General features: G+C 53.6%; 12 protein-coding genes and 1 pseudogene. All 13 read right to left on the reverse strand.

Translation table 11 applies throughout. From position 1 onward, the window contains the following. Position 1 precedes the first annotated feature (1 nt). Positions 2 to 1,231, reverse strand: coding sequence for a cell division protein FtsA (gene ftsA / locus C2M36_RS00155; RefSeq protein WP_105253201.1), 1,230 nt, complete (start codon positions 1,229 to 1,231; stop codon positions 2 to 4). Further along, positions 1,228 to 2,007: a cell division protein FtsQ/DivIB gene (locus C2M36_RS00160; RefSeq protein WP_105253202.1), complete on the reverse strand. Its 780-nt coding sequence runs from the start codon at positions 2,005 to 2,007 to the stop codon at positions 1,228 to 1,230. Before C2M36_RS00160 ends, ftsA begins: the two co-directional genes overlap by 4 nt. Continuing rightward, positions 2,008 to 2,918 (reverse strand): annotated as a pseudogene (locus tag C2M36_RS00165) (D-alanine--D-alanine ligase). Continuing rightward, positions 2,915 to 4,387: a UDP-N-acetylmuramate--L-alanine ligase gene (gene murC / locus C2M36_RS00170; RefSeq protein WP_105253203.1), complete on the reverse strand. Its 1,473-nt coding sequence runs from the start codon at positions 4,385 to 4,387 to the stop codon at positions 2,915 to 2,917. The pseudogene C2M36_RS00165 and the gene murC overlap by 4 nt, the downstream one beginning before the upstream one ends. Next, positions 4,387 to 5,442, reverse strand: a complete 1,056-nt coding sequence (gene murG / locus C2M36_RS00175; RefSeq protein WP_105253204.1) for an undecaprenyldiphospho-muramoylpentapeptide beta-N-acetylglucosaminyltransferase — start codon at positions 5,440 to 5,442, stop codon at positions 4,387 to 4,389. Before murG ends, murC begins: the two co-directional genes overlap by 1 nt. Beyond that, positions 5,439 to 6,659, reverse strand: coding sequence for a cell division protein FtsW (ftsW, locus tag C2M36_RS00180; protein ID WP_105253205.1), 1,221 nt, complete (start codon positions 6,657 to 6,659; stop codon positions 5,439 to 5,441). The genes murG and ftsW overlap by 4 nt, the downstream gene beginning before the upstream one ends. Further along, on the reverse strand, positions 6,656 to 7,990 hold the full coding sequence (murD, locus tag C2M36_RS00185) for a UDP-N-acetylmuramoyl-L-alanine--D-glutamate ligase (RefSeq protein WP_105253206.1): 1,335 nt from the start codon (positions 7,988 to 7,990) through the stop codon (positions 6,656 to 6,658). The genes ftsW and murD overlap by 4 nt, the downstream gene beginning before the upstream one ends. Continuing rightward, positions 7,991 to 9,073, reverse strand: a complete 1,083-nt coding sequence (gene mraY / locus C2M36_RS00190) for a phospho-N-acetylmuramoyl-pentapeptide-transferase (RefSeq protein ID WP_105188514.1) — start codon at positions 9,071 to 9,073, stop codon at positions 7,991 to 7,993. Continuing rightward, complete coding sequence (locus C2M36_RS00195; protein ID WP_105253207.1) at positions 9,073 to 10,458, reverse strand: UDP-N-acetylmuramoyl-tripeptide--D-alanyl-D-alanine ligase; 1,386 nt, start codon at positions 10,456 to 10,458, stop codon at positions 9,073 to 9,075. The genes mraY and C2M36_RS00195 overlap by 1 nt, the downstream gene beginning before the upstream one ends. Then, positions 10,455 to 11,924 (reverse strand): UDP-N-acetylmuramoyl-L-alanyl-D-glutamate--2,6-diaminopimelate ligase, encoded by a 1,470-nt coding sequence (murE, locus tag C2M36_RS00200; protein WP_105253208.1) that lies wholly within the window; start codon positions 11,922 to 11,924, stop codon positions 10,455 to 10,457. The genes C2M36_RS00195 and murE overlap by 4 nt, the downstream gene beginning before the upstream one ends. Next, positions 11,917 to 13,740 carry a peptidoglycan D,D-transpeptidase FtsI family protein gene (locus C2M36_RS00205; RefSeq protein WP_105188516.1) on the reverse strand — a complete coding sequence of 608 codons (1,824 nt, stop codon included), beginning with the start codon at positions 13,738 to 13,740 and terminating at the stop codon, positions 11,917 to 11,919. Before C2M36_RS00205 ends, murE begins: the two co-directional genes overlap by 8 nt. Next, positions 13,737 to 14,063, reverse strand: coding sequence for a cell division protein FtsL (gene ftsL / locus C2M36_RS00210; RefSeq protein WP_105188517.1), 327 nt, complete (start codon positions 14,061 to 14,063; stop codon positions 13,737 to 13,739). The genes C2M36_RS00205 and ftsL overlap by 4 nt, the downstream gene beginning before the upstream one ends. Further along, positions 14,060 to 14,998 (reverse strand): 16S rRNA (cytosine(1402)-N(4))-methyltransferase RsmH, encoded by a 939-nt coding sequence (gene rsmH, locus C2M36_RS00215; RefSeq protein WP_105199360.1) that lies wholly within the window; start codon positions 14,996 to 14,998, stop codon positions 14,060 to 14,062. Before rsmH ends, ftsL begins: the two co-directional genes overlap by 4 nt. Positions 14,999 to 15,017 lie beyond the last annotated feature (19 nt).

Here is a 15,017-nt window from a genome sequence, read left to right on the forward strand (position 1 = left end):
ACTAAAACTCACCCTGGAACCATTTAGTAATACGGCCCCACCAGTTACCCTCGTCCGCTTTCGATTTCGATGCGTTGATCGACTGCATGGTCCGACCATATTGTAACAAACCTACGGCGGTTGCAAACGAGGGATCGCTTACATAATCGGTTAATCCCGTTATCCCTAGTGGACTACCGATACGTACCGGCATTTGGAAGATGTCTTCTGCCACTTCCAAAGCGCCGGTCATCTTTGCACTGCCTCCGGTAATAACCAGTCCGGCGGCAATTTGATCTTCAAAACCGGAGCGACGAATTTCTTCGAGCGCCAGTTCAAATAATTCTCTAAAACGCGGCTCAACCACCTCGGATAAGGTGTGGCGCGACATAATACGCGAAGGACGCCCGCCAACGCTAGGTACTTCAATTTGTTCTTCATTGCTGGCCATTTGGCTGCTGGCGCAGGCGTGCTGCACCTTAATGGCTTCGGCGTGAGAAATGGGCGTACGGAAAATCTTGGCAATATCGCCGGTTACCTGGTTACCCGCCACCGGGATCACCGCGGAATGACGTAAGGCGCCATTGATGTAAATGGTGATATCCATGGTACCGCCACCGATATCCAGTACCGCTACGCCCAGCTCTTTTTCGTCTTCGGTCAGCACCGAGTAACAGGACGCCAGGGCATTGAAAATAAGCTGGTCTACTTGCAGGCCACAGCGCTCGACACATTTTTCAATGTTCTTCGCCATGTCGTTGGAACAGGTAATGATATGGGCCTTGGCTTCCATGCGCACGCCGCTCATGCCGAGCGGGTTTTTAATGCCCTCTTGCATGTCGATACTATATTCTTGCGGTAAGGCATGGAGCATCTTGCGCTCGGCTGAAATAGGCACGGAACGAGCAATGTGAATCACATTGTCTATGTCTTCATCGGTCACTTCGGTGTTGTTAATCGCCACCACACCGGTTTCGTTCTGACATTGAATATGCTTACCGGAAATACCCAGGTAAACGGAGCTAATGCGGCAGTCGGCCATCAGCTCGGCTTCATCGATGGCACGGCGAATCGACTCAGAAACCAGGTTCAAGTCATTCACGCCACCCTTATCCATACCATGGGATACCTGGCGGCCCACACCAACAATGCTGAGCTTGTTGTCATCGGTGATCTCACCGACCGTAGCCACCACTTTCGAGGTGCCCACATCCAAACCGATAACAAGGTTACGTTCTACTGACTTGGTCATACCTTACTCTTTTGTTCTTCTTCCGTTACTGCCAGCGGCTTAAATTGCACCGCAAGCCCGGTATCATATCGCAAATCAACGACATCTACTTGTACATCTTGACGTTTTTTCAAGTGCGGGTAGACATCAATAAATCTTTGTACGCGTTTTGCTTTATCATCTCGCCCCAAATTTAGGCGAATGCCGTTATCCAGCCATAACTGCCAGGCAAAACGCTCAGACAACGCCAGGCTCGATAATTTAAGGTTGTTAACCGCAAACAGTTCCTCGAAGCGATTAAAGGTCTGCCAGGCTTCCAGCTCGCTGCCCTCGGGGCCGAACAAGCTTGGCAATGAGTCCTTTATGCCATCCTGCGGAGCGGTAAACACTTGTCCTCGGCTATTGAGCAATTGGTCATCATTCCAAAACGCCACCGCCTGATGTTCCACCACATACACCTGCAAGGTATCCGGCCATTGCTTGCGCACCGAGGCACTGGCAACCCAGGGTAAATCGGTGACCAGCTCCTGCACCTGCTTTACATCAAGCTCAAAAAAGCTGTCCAAATCCGCCTGCTTAATGGCCTCGATAATGGCCCGCTCGGCGGTGTATTTGGGCTCGCCCAACACCTGCAACTGCTTAAGCTGGGCATCTTTGTCCCGAACCAGCCAGTCGGAGAAGTTGAAGGTCAACTTCAGCACCAGGAACACCACCAGCAGAAAAAAGCTCAAGCCAAACAGCAGCGACCAATTGGTTCCCTGTTTAAGTTCGCTCAGCTTCTCCCTTAATGTCGCCATTTACAGAGTTTGCTCCAAAATCTTGACTACAAGCGCGGTAAAATCCACGCCCGTAGCTTTGGCCGCCATGGGTACCAAGGATTTTTCCGTCATCCCAGGCACGGTATTCACCTCAAGCAGGTAGAACTCACCGTCGGCGCCCTGCATGGCATCGACGCGGCCCCAGCCTTTGGCTCCCACCAAATTAAAGGCCTGCTCCGCCATTTCTTGCAGCTGCGCCGTTTGCGCTGCGCTCAGATCCGCAGGACAGTAATACTCCGTGGTGCTCGATTGATACTTGGCCTGATAGTCATAAAAACCGCTTGGCGTGCGCATCTCAATGACCGGCAGCGCCTTATCAGCCAAAATCGATACGGTAAATTCGCGGCCACTCAGCCACTGCTCAACCAGTACCTCATCGTCAAACTTAAATGCCGATTCCAGGGCTTGTGCCAGCTCCTCAGCATTGTTGGCCTCGGCCATACCGATACTCGAGCCTTCATGAGAAGGCTTCACCATCACATGACCCAGTTGCGCCATAATCTCAGCGCAATCGAAACCCTGACTTTTCGACACCACCATGTAAGGGGCGGTACGCAGACCCGCCACCTGAAACAGGTGTTTACAGCGAATTTTATCATCGCCAGGGCCGAACCCAAGACGCCAGAACCGGTATAAGGCAAGCCCATAAATTCCAGGGCCCCTTGCAAGGTGCCATCCTCACCGCCACGGCCATGCAGGGCGATAAAGACACGGTCAAAACCTTCTTGCGCAAGTTCGTGCAAGGGGCGCTCTGCCGGGTCAAACAGATGCGCATCAACACCGGCCTGAATAAAGGCCGCATGCACTGCGCTGCCCGACTTAAGCGACACTTCGCGCTCGGCAGATGAGCCACCTAGTAAAACTGCTACCTTGCCAAATGGCTGATTCATGACGACACCTGCTGTAACTTTTCAATCTGTAATTCGGTTGCGGCCAGCTTTTTAACCAGCTGACCTATATTGCCTGCCCCTTGAGTGATCACCAGATCGTCATCGGCCAAGGTGGTAGCAAGAACGCTCGCTAACTCGTTATTATTCGCTACGTGTAAGGGCTCTTTACCGCGCTGGCGCAGGCTGCGGCACAGGCTTTTTGAGTCGGCACCCACAATCGGCTCTTCCCCGGCGGCGTAAACATCAAGCAAAATTAGCTGGTCGACGTCGCCCAATACCTTAACGAAGTCTTCGTATAGGTCTCGGGTGCGGCTATAACGGTGCGGCTGATAGATCATCACCAGGCGCTTTTGCGGCCAACCGTCGCGGGCCGCCTTAATGGTGGCTGCCACCTCACTGGGGTGATGACCATAGTCATCCACCAGCATGACCTTGCCACGCTCATTGGTAAACTCACCATAATGCTGGAAGCGGCGGCCAATGCCTTCGAACTTCTCCAACGCTTGTAAAATTGCGGTGTCACCAATCCCTTCGTCCTTAGCAACGGCAATGGCCGCTGTGGCATTCAGGGCATTGTGTTTACCCGGCATATTCAGGGTCACCTCAAGACGCTCACCCTGTTTCGAGGTCACGGTAAAGGAACAGGTGCTGGCGTCCTGGGTAAAGTCGGCCAGACGATAATCCGCATCTTCATGTTCACCGTAGGTGGTGACCTGACGAGAAAAACGTGGGATCAGTTCACGGGCCACCGGCGAGTCGATGCAAACCACGGCCAAACCGTAAAACGGCAGGTTATGGATGAATTCCACATAGGTGTCCTTCATTTTCTCCAGACTGCCCTCGTAGGTATCCATGTGATCTTCTTCAATGTTAGTGATCACAGACACCATGGGCTGCAGGTGTAAAAAGGAAGCATCGCTCTCGTCGGCTTCGGCAATGAGGAAACGGCTTGAGCCCACTTTGGCATTACTGCCGGCGCTATTAAGCAAGCCACCGATGATAAAGGTCGGATCCAGGTTAGCCTCGGCAAAAATACTAGCGACCAAACTGGTGGTGGTGGTTTTACCATGGGTACCGGCAATGGCGATACCATGACGAAAACGCATCAGCTCAGCCAACATTTCCGCACGGCGCACGATAGGAATACGCGCGTTACGGGCGGCGATAATCTCTGGGTTCTGTTCATTGATGGCGGTTGAAACCACCACCACAGAAGCGTCTTTCACATTGTTCTGATCATGACCGATAAACACTTCGGCACCGGCTTTGATCAAGCGCTCCGTCATCGCACTTTGAGCGATGTCAGAACCCGTGATGCGGTAACCTTCGTAGGCTAGTACTTCGGCAATACCGCCCATACCGGCACCACCGATACCGATAAAATGAATGGTTTCAACGCGGCGCATGGCCGGTCGTTGCCCTTGTTGTTGCGTGCCCTGCTGTTGGGCTGTGCCTGTTGTTACTGTCATTAACTATACTGCTCACATTGTTTTGCAACCGCTGCGGTTGCATCGAGTTTGGCCAGCGCCTTCGCGCGCTTACCCATCTCGGTAATTAATTGGGGCTGCTGAAAATACGGCGCTAGCGCCTCAACCACGGCGGCTTGATGAAAATCGCCTTGCTGCATACATAAGGCCGCATCGCCGCCGACCAAATACTGGGCATTGGCGGTTTGATGGTCGTCCACGGCATGTGGAAATGGCACAAACAAGGCCATGCGACCGGCGGCCGCCACTTCACTCACGGTCAAAGCACCGGCGCGGCAAATAACCAGGTCAGCCCAAGCATAGGCGGCATCCATATCGTCGATGAAGTCGCTCACCTTGGCCTCAAGTTGATGCATCTGATATTGCTCCTGCACCTTGCTGGAGCGGCCCTTACCGGTTTGATGCCACAGCGCCAGGGTGTGTTTTTTTGCCAGTTCGGCGAACACCGCAGGCAAGGTATCATTTAATTCCTGCGCTCCCAACGAGCCGCCCACAACCAGGATGTTGATGGGCGCAGTAACCTCTGGTGGGGCGATATTCATTAGCGACTGGCGTACCGGGTTACCGACCACCTGAAAATCGCTTTGTGGCAAGGCGCCGGGAAAGGCGCCCAAACAACTGTTAGCCAGCTTGGCCAGCAACTTATTACTCATGCCGGCCACGGCATTTTGCTCATGGATCACTAAGGGGATCCCCAGGCTTTTCGCCGCCAGACCCACAGGCCCGGTTACATAGCCGCCCATGGCCAACACCGCCGCAGGGCGACGTTTCTTTAGAATCTTACGTGCCGCAAAAAACGCCTTGGCTATCATCAAGGGCGCTTGGAACAGGCGTTTTAAGCCGTTACCACGTACGCCCTGAGCGCGAATAAAGTCGATGTCGATGCCGTGTTTAGGCACCACATCCGCTTCCATTCTATCATCCGTGCCGATCCAGGAGACCTGCCAATCCTGCTCGCGCAGGTATTGGGCCACGGCGATGCCGGGGAAAATGTGCCCGCCTGTGCCGCCGGCAACCACTACCAATGATTTATTCATGCCGCCTCCTGTACTACTGTGGGGCTTGCTGCCACGCGACGATGACCACGGGCGTTGCCCCTGGAGGTCGCCTGCTTGGTTGCCATCTTGGTTTCAAAATCGATGCGGAATAATACCCCGGCGGCAATGGCCATCACCAGCAAACTCGAACCACCGTAGGAGATAAAGGGCAAGGTCAGCCCCTTGGTCGGTAAGATACCGGCGCTGGCGCCAACATTGACCATGGACTGAAATGCAAACCAAATGCCTATGCCCAGGGCTAAATAACCTTCGTATTCTTTATTGGCCTTCAGCGCACGCTGACCAATAAGCAAGGCCCGAAATACCAGGGTGCCTAATAACACCAACACGGTGAATACACCGACAAAACCCAGCTCTTCGGCGACCACGGCAAAAATAAAGTCATTGTGCGCGTGCGGCATGTATTGCAACTTCTGCACACTGTTCCCCAGGCCCTGACCAAACCAGCCCCCCTGGCCGTAAGCCATTAGCGACTGCACCAGTTGATAACCTTTACCGAAGGGATCATCCCAAGGCTCCAAAAAGCCCACGACACGGGCCCAACGATAGGGTTCAAAGACGATCAGGGCGATCACCAGGCCAATCCCCGAGAGCATCAAAGCAAAGAACTGCCACAACTTGGCACCGGCCAAAAACAGCAGGCCAACCGTGGTCACGAACATCACCACCACGGTGCCAAGATCCGGTTGTAACAAGATCAAACCGGCGTACAGAACAAACACGCTGATGGGTTTCACAAAGCCCTTAAAGTTTTCCTGAACCTCGTCACGCTTACGCACCAGGTAGCCAGCCAGGTAACTAAAGAAGAACAGCTTAGCCACTTCCGAGGCCTGAATATTGATGGGGCCAAAGGGGATCCAGCGCTTCGAGCCATTGATTTCATTGCCTAGTACCAGCACCGCGATCAGCAGGCCCAAGCCCATAAACAAGAGATAAGTATTGGCGACCTTCCACCACTGCATTTTCAAACTCGTTGCCAGGGTGAATAAGAACAGCGCCATCACCATAAACACCGCCTGGCGCACCATAATATGATAAGGGTTGTCGAACAGGCGCTCGGCCTCTGGCATGGAGGCACTGGTCACCATGACAAAACCAATCCCCACTAAACACAGCAGGGTATAAAGCAAGGGCACATCGTATAACTGACCCGAGGGCTTTAGATGCAACAGGTCTTTAATGCGATCCCAGTTCATGCCTCCCCCTCATGCACTTGCTGTGCAAAATCGTTTCCGCGCATCATGTAATTGGCATACATATCCAGGCTGGCACAGGCCGGTGCCAGCAAGACGATATCGCCAGGACGAGCACAGGCTTTAGCGCAGCGTACCGCCGCCGCCATATCGCTCACCTGATGACTGCCGGGCTTCAGTGCGGCAATGGCTGCGCCGTCTTTGCCCAAACAAATCAGTTCAGCGACCTGCTTGAGTAACGGCTCTTGCAAGGGCGTTAAATCGGCACCCTTAGCATCGCCACCGGCAATTAAAATTAAGCGTCCCGGCTCGTCGGCAAAGCCGTTAATCGCGGCTATGGTGGCGCCCACATTGGTGGCCTTGGAATCATTGAAGTAGCGCACCTCATTGAGGGTATCTACATACTGGCAGCGGTGATCCAAGCCGGTAAATTCCTGTAACGCCCGCTCAAAAACGCCGGCATCAAAGGCAAAGGGGTGACATAAGGCCATCACAGCCAATACATTCAAGCGATTATGGCTGCCTGGCAGCAAGCTGCTGGCGCAAGATAAAATGGGCTGCTGGCGAAAGGCAAAGTAGGCTTCGCCTTGGTGCATCATCGTATGGTAGTCGCCCTGCGCTAAACCAAAGCTCATGCGCTCGGCGCTATTGTCCTGTCCCGGTGCGGTATCGGCATCGTCACTGTTGTAAACGGCCAGCTCGCAGCCCTGATAGATGCGCTGTTTGGCATCGATATAGCCGCCCATATCCTCATATCTGTCCATGTGATCTTCACACAGATTCAAAATACAGGCGCTTTTGGCCGCCAGGCTGGAGGTGGTTTCCAACTGGAAGCTCGATAACTCTAAAACATAGGCATCGGCGTCCAAAGCCAGTAAATCCAGCACCGCGGTGCCGATATTGCCACCTAGACCAATATGCAGGCCGCCGCGCTCAAGTACCTTGGTGAGCAGGGAAACCACGGTCGACTTGCCGTTTGAGCCGGTCACCGCCAACACCGGCTTGGTATTGATGCGGGCAAACAACTCAACATCGCCAATCACTTCCACACCGGCGGCCATGGCCTGCTGCACTTGTGGGGTGGCCAGTGCCAATCCGGGGCCGATCAGGATTAAGTCGAAGGATGTCAGGTCGGCTTCTGCTAAGGGACCAAAACGCTGCTCCAGGTGCGGCACATGAGAGTCTAACCACAACTGAGTAGGCACCTGCTGACGCGAGTCGATAAGCACTGGCGCCAATTTATGGGCATGCAAAAAACGCACTGTGCCCAGACCGGAAACTCCCAGCCCAAGCACCGCAATACGTTTATTTTTAAGCGTCTTTAAATAGCCCATTTACCTAATCTTCAATGTTGCCAATCCAGCAAGTACCAGCACGATGGAAATAATCCAAAAGCGCACGATCACGCGCGGCTCCGGCCAGCCCTTTAATTCGTAATGGTGGTGAATAGGTGCCATGCGGAATATCCGCTCGCCCCGTAACTTGTATGAGCCCACCTGCAAGATCACAGACACCGCCTCCATGACGAAGACCCCGCCCATAATCACTAGCACCAGCTCCTGACGTACCAGCACGGCGATAATGCCAAGCGCACCGCCCAGGGCCAATGAGCCCACATCGCCCATAAAGACCTGCGCCGGGTAGGTGTTAAACCACAAGAAACCTAGGCCAGCACCGACGATGGCGGTACAGACCACAACCAGTTCACTGGTCAGCGGCAGATGCGGCAGGTGCAGATAGCTTGAGAAGTTCGCATGACCGGTCACATAGGCCATGATGGCCAGCGCCGACGCCACTAAAATGGTTGGCACTATGGCCAGGCCATCCAGGCCGTCGGTAAGGTTTACGGCATTGGAGGTACCGACCACGACGAAATAGGTCATGATGATGTAGAAAAGTCCAAGCTGCGGCATCACATCCTTAAAGAAGGGCACGATTAATGCGGTTTCCGCGGCCTGTTGCGAGCTGGCATACAGGGCAAAGGCAACCACTAAAGCAATCACCGACTGCCAGAAGTATTTCCATTTGGCAATCAGACCCTTAGGGTCTTTGCGTATGACTTTACGATAATCATCGATAAAGCCGACAACGCCCAAAGAGCCAATCACAAACAAGGTGGCCCACACATATTTATTACTTAAGTCGGCCCACAACAGGGTACTGACAAAAATTGCCCCCAGGATCAACAAGCCCCCCATGGTTGGGGTGCCCGACTTGCTTAAGTGAGACTGCGGACCGTCGTCACGTACGGTTTGTCCGATCTGCATGCGCTGTAAGGCGGCAATGAGTTTCGGACCAAAATACAAAGACAGCATCAGCGCCGTCAAAATTCCTAAGATGGCTCGAAGCGTCAAATAAGAAAATACATTAAACCCGCTGTAAAACTGGGTTAGGTATTCAGCCAGCCACACTAACATTACTTCTCTCCCTCGCCGGCTAACTGTTTGCCATGCGCCACTAAATCTTCCACTAAAAGCTCCATGCGAGAACTGCGCGATCCCTTCACGACTACCGTAATTTTTTGTTGTGTCTGTCGTAAGTCCTTAAGCATTTGCTCAAGAAGTTGGTCGCGCCCAGAAAAGTGGCGTCCGGCTTGTTCATAGACATCACTGGCGTAACGGCTTAATACGCCCAGAGAATAGACGGCTTCAATGCCTTTTTGCTTAGCATATTCACCTACTTGTTGATGGTATTGTCGTGCGCCTTCGCCGAGTTCATTCATGTCGCCGAGAGCTAATACCCGATACCCCGGCACCTGCGCCAATAAGTCAATGGCCGCTTGTACCGATCTCACGTTGGCATTGTAAGTATCATCAATGACTGTAAGCTGACTTGTTACCTCGATAATATTCACGCGCCCTTTTACCTGCGCCATATTGGCCAGGCCACTGGCCACGTCCGCAAGGCTACAGCCCAAGCTGCTGGTTAATGCCGCCGCGATGAGCACATTGGTGACATTGTGTTGGCCGGGCATGGCCAGGGTCACGGCAACACGCTCATCCTTATTGCAAAGCATAAAGGAAGGTCGAGCCAGGGCGTCTAATGTCACCTCTTCGGCCCATACATCCAGGTGTTCGCTGGTCGAAAACTGTTTAACCTGGCGGGTGCCCAGACCATCGAGCCATTGTTGTTTAAACTCGCTGTCGGCATTGATCACCGCCACACCGTCCTCGGCCAAACCGGTGAAAATTTCACCCTTGGCGGTGGCCACCCCCTGCAGGGAACCGAATCCTTCCAGATGTGCCTCGGCCACATTACAAACCACAGCCACATCCGGCTTGGTCAGCGCCGTGGTATAGGCAATTTCGCCAAGATGATTAGCACCGAGCTCGATCACCGCATATTGATGCTGAGGCTCAAGGCGTAACAAGGTCAGCGGCACGCCGATATCGTTATTGAAGTTGCCCTTGGTGGCCAGCACCGGGCCTTTTTGTGCCAAGATCGCGGCACACATTTCTTTGACCGTGGTTTTACCCACGCTGCCGGTAATGGCAATGGTTTTTGGCGCAACCTCGGCTTTTACCGCGGCACCAATTTGCCCAAGGGCAATACGGGTGTCGGCCACTACCAGCTGAGGTAAATGGGTTTCTACCGGATGAGCCACGATCACCGCCACCGCGCCTTGACGCTCGGCGACATCGATAAAGTTGTGGCCATCAAAGTTAGGGCCTTGCAGCGCTAAAAACACCTCGCCGGCACACAGAGAGCGGGTATCGGTATTAATATTGCTCAGGGTGCAGTTGCTGCCCTGATAGCTAATGCCTAATGTCTTGGCTAGCCAGTCTAAATCCATACTAATCATGATGTTGCTCCTTGTGCCAATAACTGCTGCACCAGGGTGCGATCACAAAACGGCAATACCTGATCGCCGATAATCTGGTAATCCTCATGGCCCTTGCCGGCGATAAGGACAATATCGCCAGGCTGAGCCTGAGTGATGGCCAAGGCAATGGCCTTGGCACGGTCAATTTCATACTGCACATCGACGTTGGCACTGAAACCAGAACGGATATCATCGAGGATGGCTTGTGGGTCTTCGCTGCGCGGATTGTCACTGGTTACCACGATACGGTCGGCGTACTTTTGTGCCGCCTTCGCCATTAATGGACGCTTGCCCTTGTCGCGGTCGCCGCCACAGCCGAACACGCAGGTGACCTTGCCCGAAGCATGCTGGTGCAACGCCTGCAGGGCCAACTCGATGGCATCTGGGGTGTGAGCATAATCGACCACGCAGGTCGGGCCGCTAGCAGCGCTATAGGCCTGCATGCGCCCTGCGATGGGCTGTAGTTGTTTGCACGCCGCCAACAACTGCTCCAAGGGGTAACCCAGCCCCAGCAAGGTGGCCAACGCAGCCCCCAGGTTATAGAGGTTAAACTCGCCAAACAGCGGTAAGGTGACTTCACCCTCGCCCCAACTGCTTTCGATATGCGCCTTCAAGCCATGGGGAAGGAATTGCACCTTGCTGAAATACAGATAACGGCCATGGGTGGGTGGCAGCGTTTTACGGCCATACACCACCAACTCGGGAAAGTCATATTTTTCCAGCCAGGTCTGTGCCACCGCATCGTCCTGATTGAGCACCACCAACTCGGCATCACAGTCACGCATCAGGATCAGCTTGGCATCGCCATAGCTTTGCATATCACCATGGTAGTCGAGGTGATCACGGGATAAATTGGTGAACACTGCGGCCTTAAAACGACTGTTGGCAACACGTCCCTGGATCAGGCCATGAGACGACACTTCCATCGCCACCAGCTCTTTTTGCTGCTCTTTTAGCTGAGCAAAGATCTGCTGCAGCTCAACACTCGAGGGTGTGGTGTTGGCCAGTTCATTGAGCTGGTCCAGCTCACCCCAGCCTAAGGTACCGATAATGGCACTGGGATGTTGGCAATGCTGAGCCAGGGTGGCGATCATCGCCGTAGTCGATGACTTGCCATTGGTGCCGGTTACCCCGACCAAATCGAAGGCATGACTGGGCTGACCATAAAAGCTCGCCGCCAGCTCGCTCAAACGCAGACTGAGACGCTCAATAACGATAATGCGCTCATCGTCGCAATTAAGTTCACAGCGACTGTCGGCAATCACCGCACTAGCGCCTTGGGCGATGGCTTGCTGAGCAAACTGACCGCCATCGAGTTGATGACCTTTAATGGCCACAAACACATCGCCACGTTGAACGCGGCGACTATCTAATTGTAATTCGTTGACCAAGCCTATCTCGGTATCGATTCCCCAAGGGGCGAGTACTTCGCGAAGATTACGCATCTCCACCTCCTTTTACTGCTAGGTTGGCTACCGGTTCTAAATCGGGCGCCACGTTCAGAATACGCAGCGCATTGGAAATGATTTCAGCAAAGGCCGGACCCGCGGTGGCACCGCCATAATATACATCACCACCGGGTTCGTTGACCATGACCACCACGGCCAGGCGCGGGTCGCTGACCGGACCGACACCGGCAAAATAGCCGACATATTCGTCGCCGTAACCGCCGGCAACCGCTTTCTTAGATGTACCTGTCTTCGCCGCGACGCGATAACCGTCGACCTTCACCTTGGATGCGGTGCCGCCCTTCTCAAATACGCTTTCCATCATTTCGACAACGGCTTTAGCGTCTTGTTCTTGAAAAACACGCTCTCCGGGTAAGGGTTCTTCTTGTTTTAATATGGTCAGAGGGCGTGAAATGCCGCCGGCACCCAGGGTCGCATAAAAGCGCGCCAACTGGGCGGTGCTCACCGAAATGGCATAACCGAACGACAGCGTGGCAATTTCAAAATCGGACCAACGGCGGTTTGGATAAAACAGGCCGCTGCTTTCGCCTATCATACCGGTGCCGGTGTCGCTGCCAAAGCCTACGCGCTCGAACAGGCCAACAAAATAATCTTTAGGCAGATCTTGGGAGATCTTCGCCACACCCATGTTACTTGAAACCTTGAGGATCTCGCGCAGTGACATCTCGCCACGGTTACGGGTGTCTTGTACCAGGCTGCCACCAACACGCATCCAGCCCGGATAGGTGTCTATGGTATCGTTGGCGTCGATATTGCCATAATCCAAACCGGCCAGGATAGTCAGCGGTTTAATGGTTGAACCCGGCTCGAACAGGTCGGTAATAGCGCGGTTACGACGTTTATGGGGCGCCGCATCCTCCAAATTATTGGGATTAAACGAAGGACTGTTAACCATGGCCAGGATCTCACCGGTTTTAACATCCACCACCATGGCGGAGCCGGATGTTGCCTTATAGGTCAGTACCGCAGATTTAAGCGCTTTGTAGGCAATAACCTGAATACGCTGATCGATAGACAGCTGAATGTCTTCCGGTTCCACGCGCTGGCGCTCGTCCAAGACGGCAACTTCGCGGCCACGGGCATCCTTACGAATAGTGCGGCGCCCTTCTGTGCCGGTCAACGCTTCGTCATAGAGCTTTTCGATGCCCTCGATACCATGGCCGTCTATATTGGTAAAACCGAGTACATGGGCGGTGACTTCACCGGCTGGGTAATAACGTTTGGACTCGTCAAGCAGGTGCACACCGGGCAGATTCAGCTCATCGATATAGTTGGCCACCGCCGGTGTTACCTGACGTTTTAGGTAGATAAATCGACGGTCTTTGTCGCCGGTTAAGCGGGTATCAACATTGGCACGCTCTAGGCGCAACACATCGGCAAGCTCGCGCCAGCGCATATCCTGCTTGTAAAAGGCGGTCTTAAGTTCGGCCAGGTGAGCCGGACGGTCGAGGATATCCTGCGGATCTTCCCCTTGCTTTTTCGCGCGCTTCACCACCTTGCTTTGCAGGTACTTGTCAATGGCTTTAGGGTCGGCATAAACGCTGACCACGGGCACACTTACAGCCAGCTCTTTGCCTTGACGGTCGAAGATCATGCCGCGCTGCACATGCAACTTTTCTACCCTTACGGTGCGCTTAGCATTTTCACTGCGCGCCTTATCCGGCTCGATTACCTGCAAATAGGCGGCACGGGCCACCAGCGTCACAAAAACCAGCAGCACAGCAGCGCATACCAGCACAAAGCGCCAGGTAATTAAATTGTTTGCATTGCTTTTGCGTTTCGCTGCTCTCATGGCACTATCACCACTTCTTCATCTTCACTGGTTGGTCGCTTCATATTCAGCTGCTCGGTGGCAATTTGCTCTATCCGTGCATGCTGAGAATAAAATTCTTCTTCTACCAATAAGTAACGCCAATTTAGATCAAGCTCATCACGTTCCTGCAGCAGTTTATCCTGAGCGATCAGCTGCGCCCGCGATAAGTGCGTCACCTGGACTATGGCTAACGCACTGAACAGAATAGAAAAAAGCAGCCCCAACGTTAGCTTGTTGTCAATCAATCCCCGTATTATCTCGACGAAGAGGTTTGGTTGGCGTTTTACTGGTTGTTGGCTCATCCCAATCTCTCGGCAACACGAAGGACGGAGCTGCGCGCACGGCTATTGCGAGCGATCTCTTCATCACTCGGCTTAATGGCTTTGCCTACTGCCTTTAACGTCAGTTCTTTATTTAATTGTGCATCGGTTAATGGCAGACCTCTAGGCACAGCCTCTCCCTTGCTCTGCTTTTTGATAAATTGTTTTACGATTCGGTCTTCCAACGAATGGAAGGAAATTACCACCAGGCGACCACCGGGTTTAAGCACCGACAGAGATGCCTGCAGCGCGGTTTGAATCTCTTCCAGTTCGCTGTTGATATAAATACGAATGGCCTGGAAGGTACGTGTGGCCGGGTGCTTGTGTTTGTCTTTTACCGGCACCGCCTCGTCAATTAACTGTGCCAATTGCGCCGTAGAGTTAATCTCGGTGTGTGCTCGGGTTTCGATGATCTTGGTGGCAATACGGCGGGCAAATTTCTCTTCGCCGTACTTTTTAAACACAAACACCATGTCCTCTAATTCAGCCTCGGCCAACCACTGAGCGGCACTGCGCCCCTGGCTTGGGTCCATGCGCATATCCAGCGGGCCGTCTTTCATAAAGCTGAAGCCGCGTCCGGCATCATCCAGCTGCGGCGAAGAAACGCCGATATCCAGCAGGATACCGTCGACCTGACCCGTTATCCCAGCCGCCTCGGCAACCTCATCGAGACGCGAAAAGCGGCTATGGGCAATGCTAAAACGAGGATCATCGGCAAAGCGCTTGGCGGCAGCAATGGCCGTAGGGTCCTGATCTATGGCCTGCAAGCGGCCCTTTTCTCCCAAACGGGCAAGAATCTCGCTGGAGTGCCCGCCACGGCCAAAGGTACCATCGATGTAAATGCCGTCTGGCTTAATTGCTAAGGCATCAATGGTTTCCGTCATCAGTACGGAGATGTGTTGAAATTCTTCGCTCATGCGTGTGCTCGCGCCCTAT

Source organism: Pseudoalteromonas sp. T1lg75 (assembly GCF_002964705.1).
Taxonomy (GTDB): Bacteria; Pseudomonadota; Gammaproteobacteria; order Enterobacterales; family Alteromonadaceae; genus Pseudoalteromonas.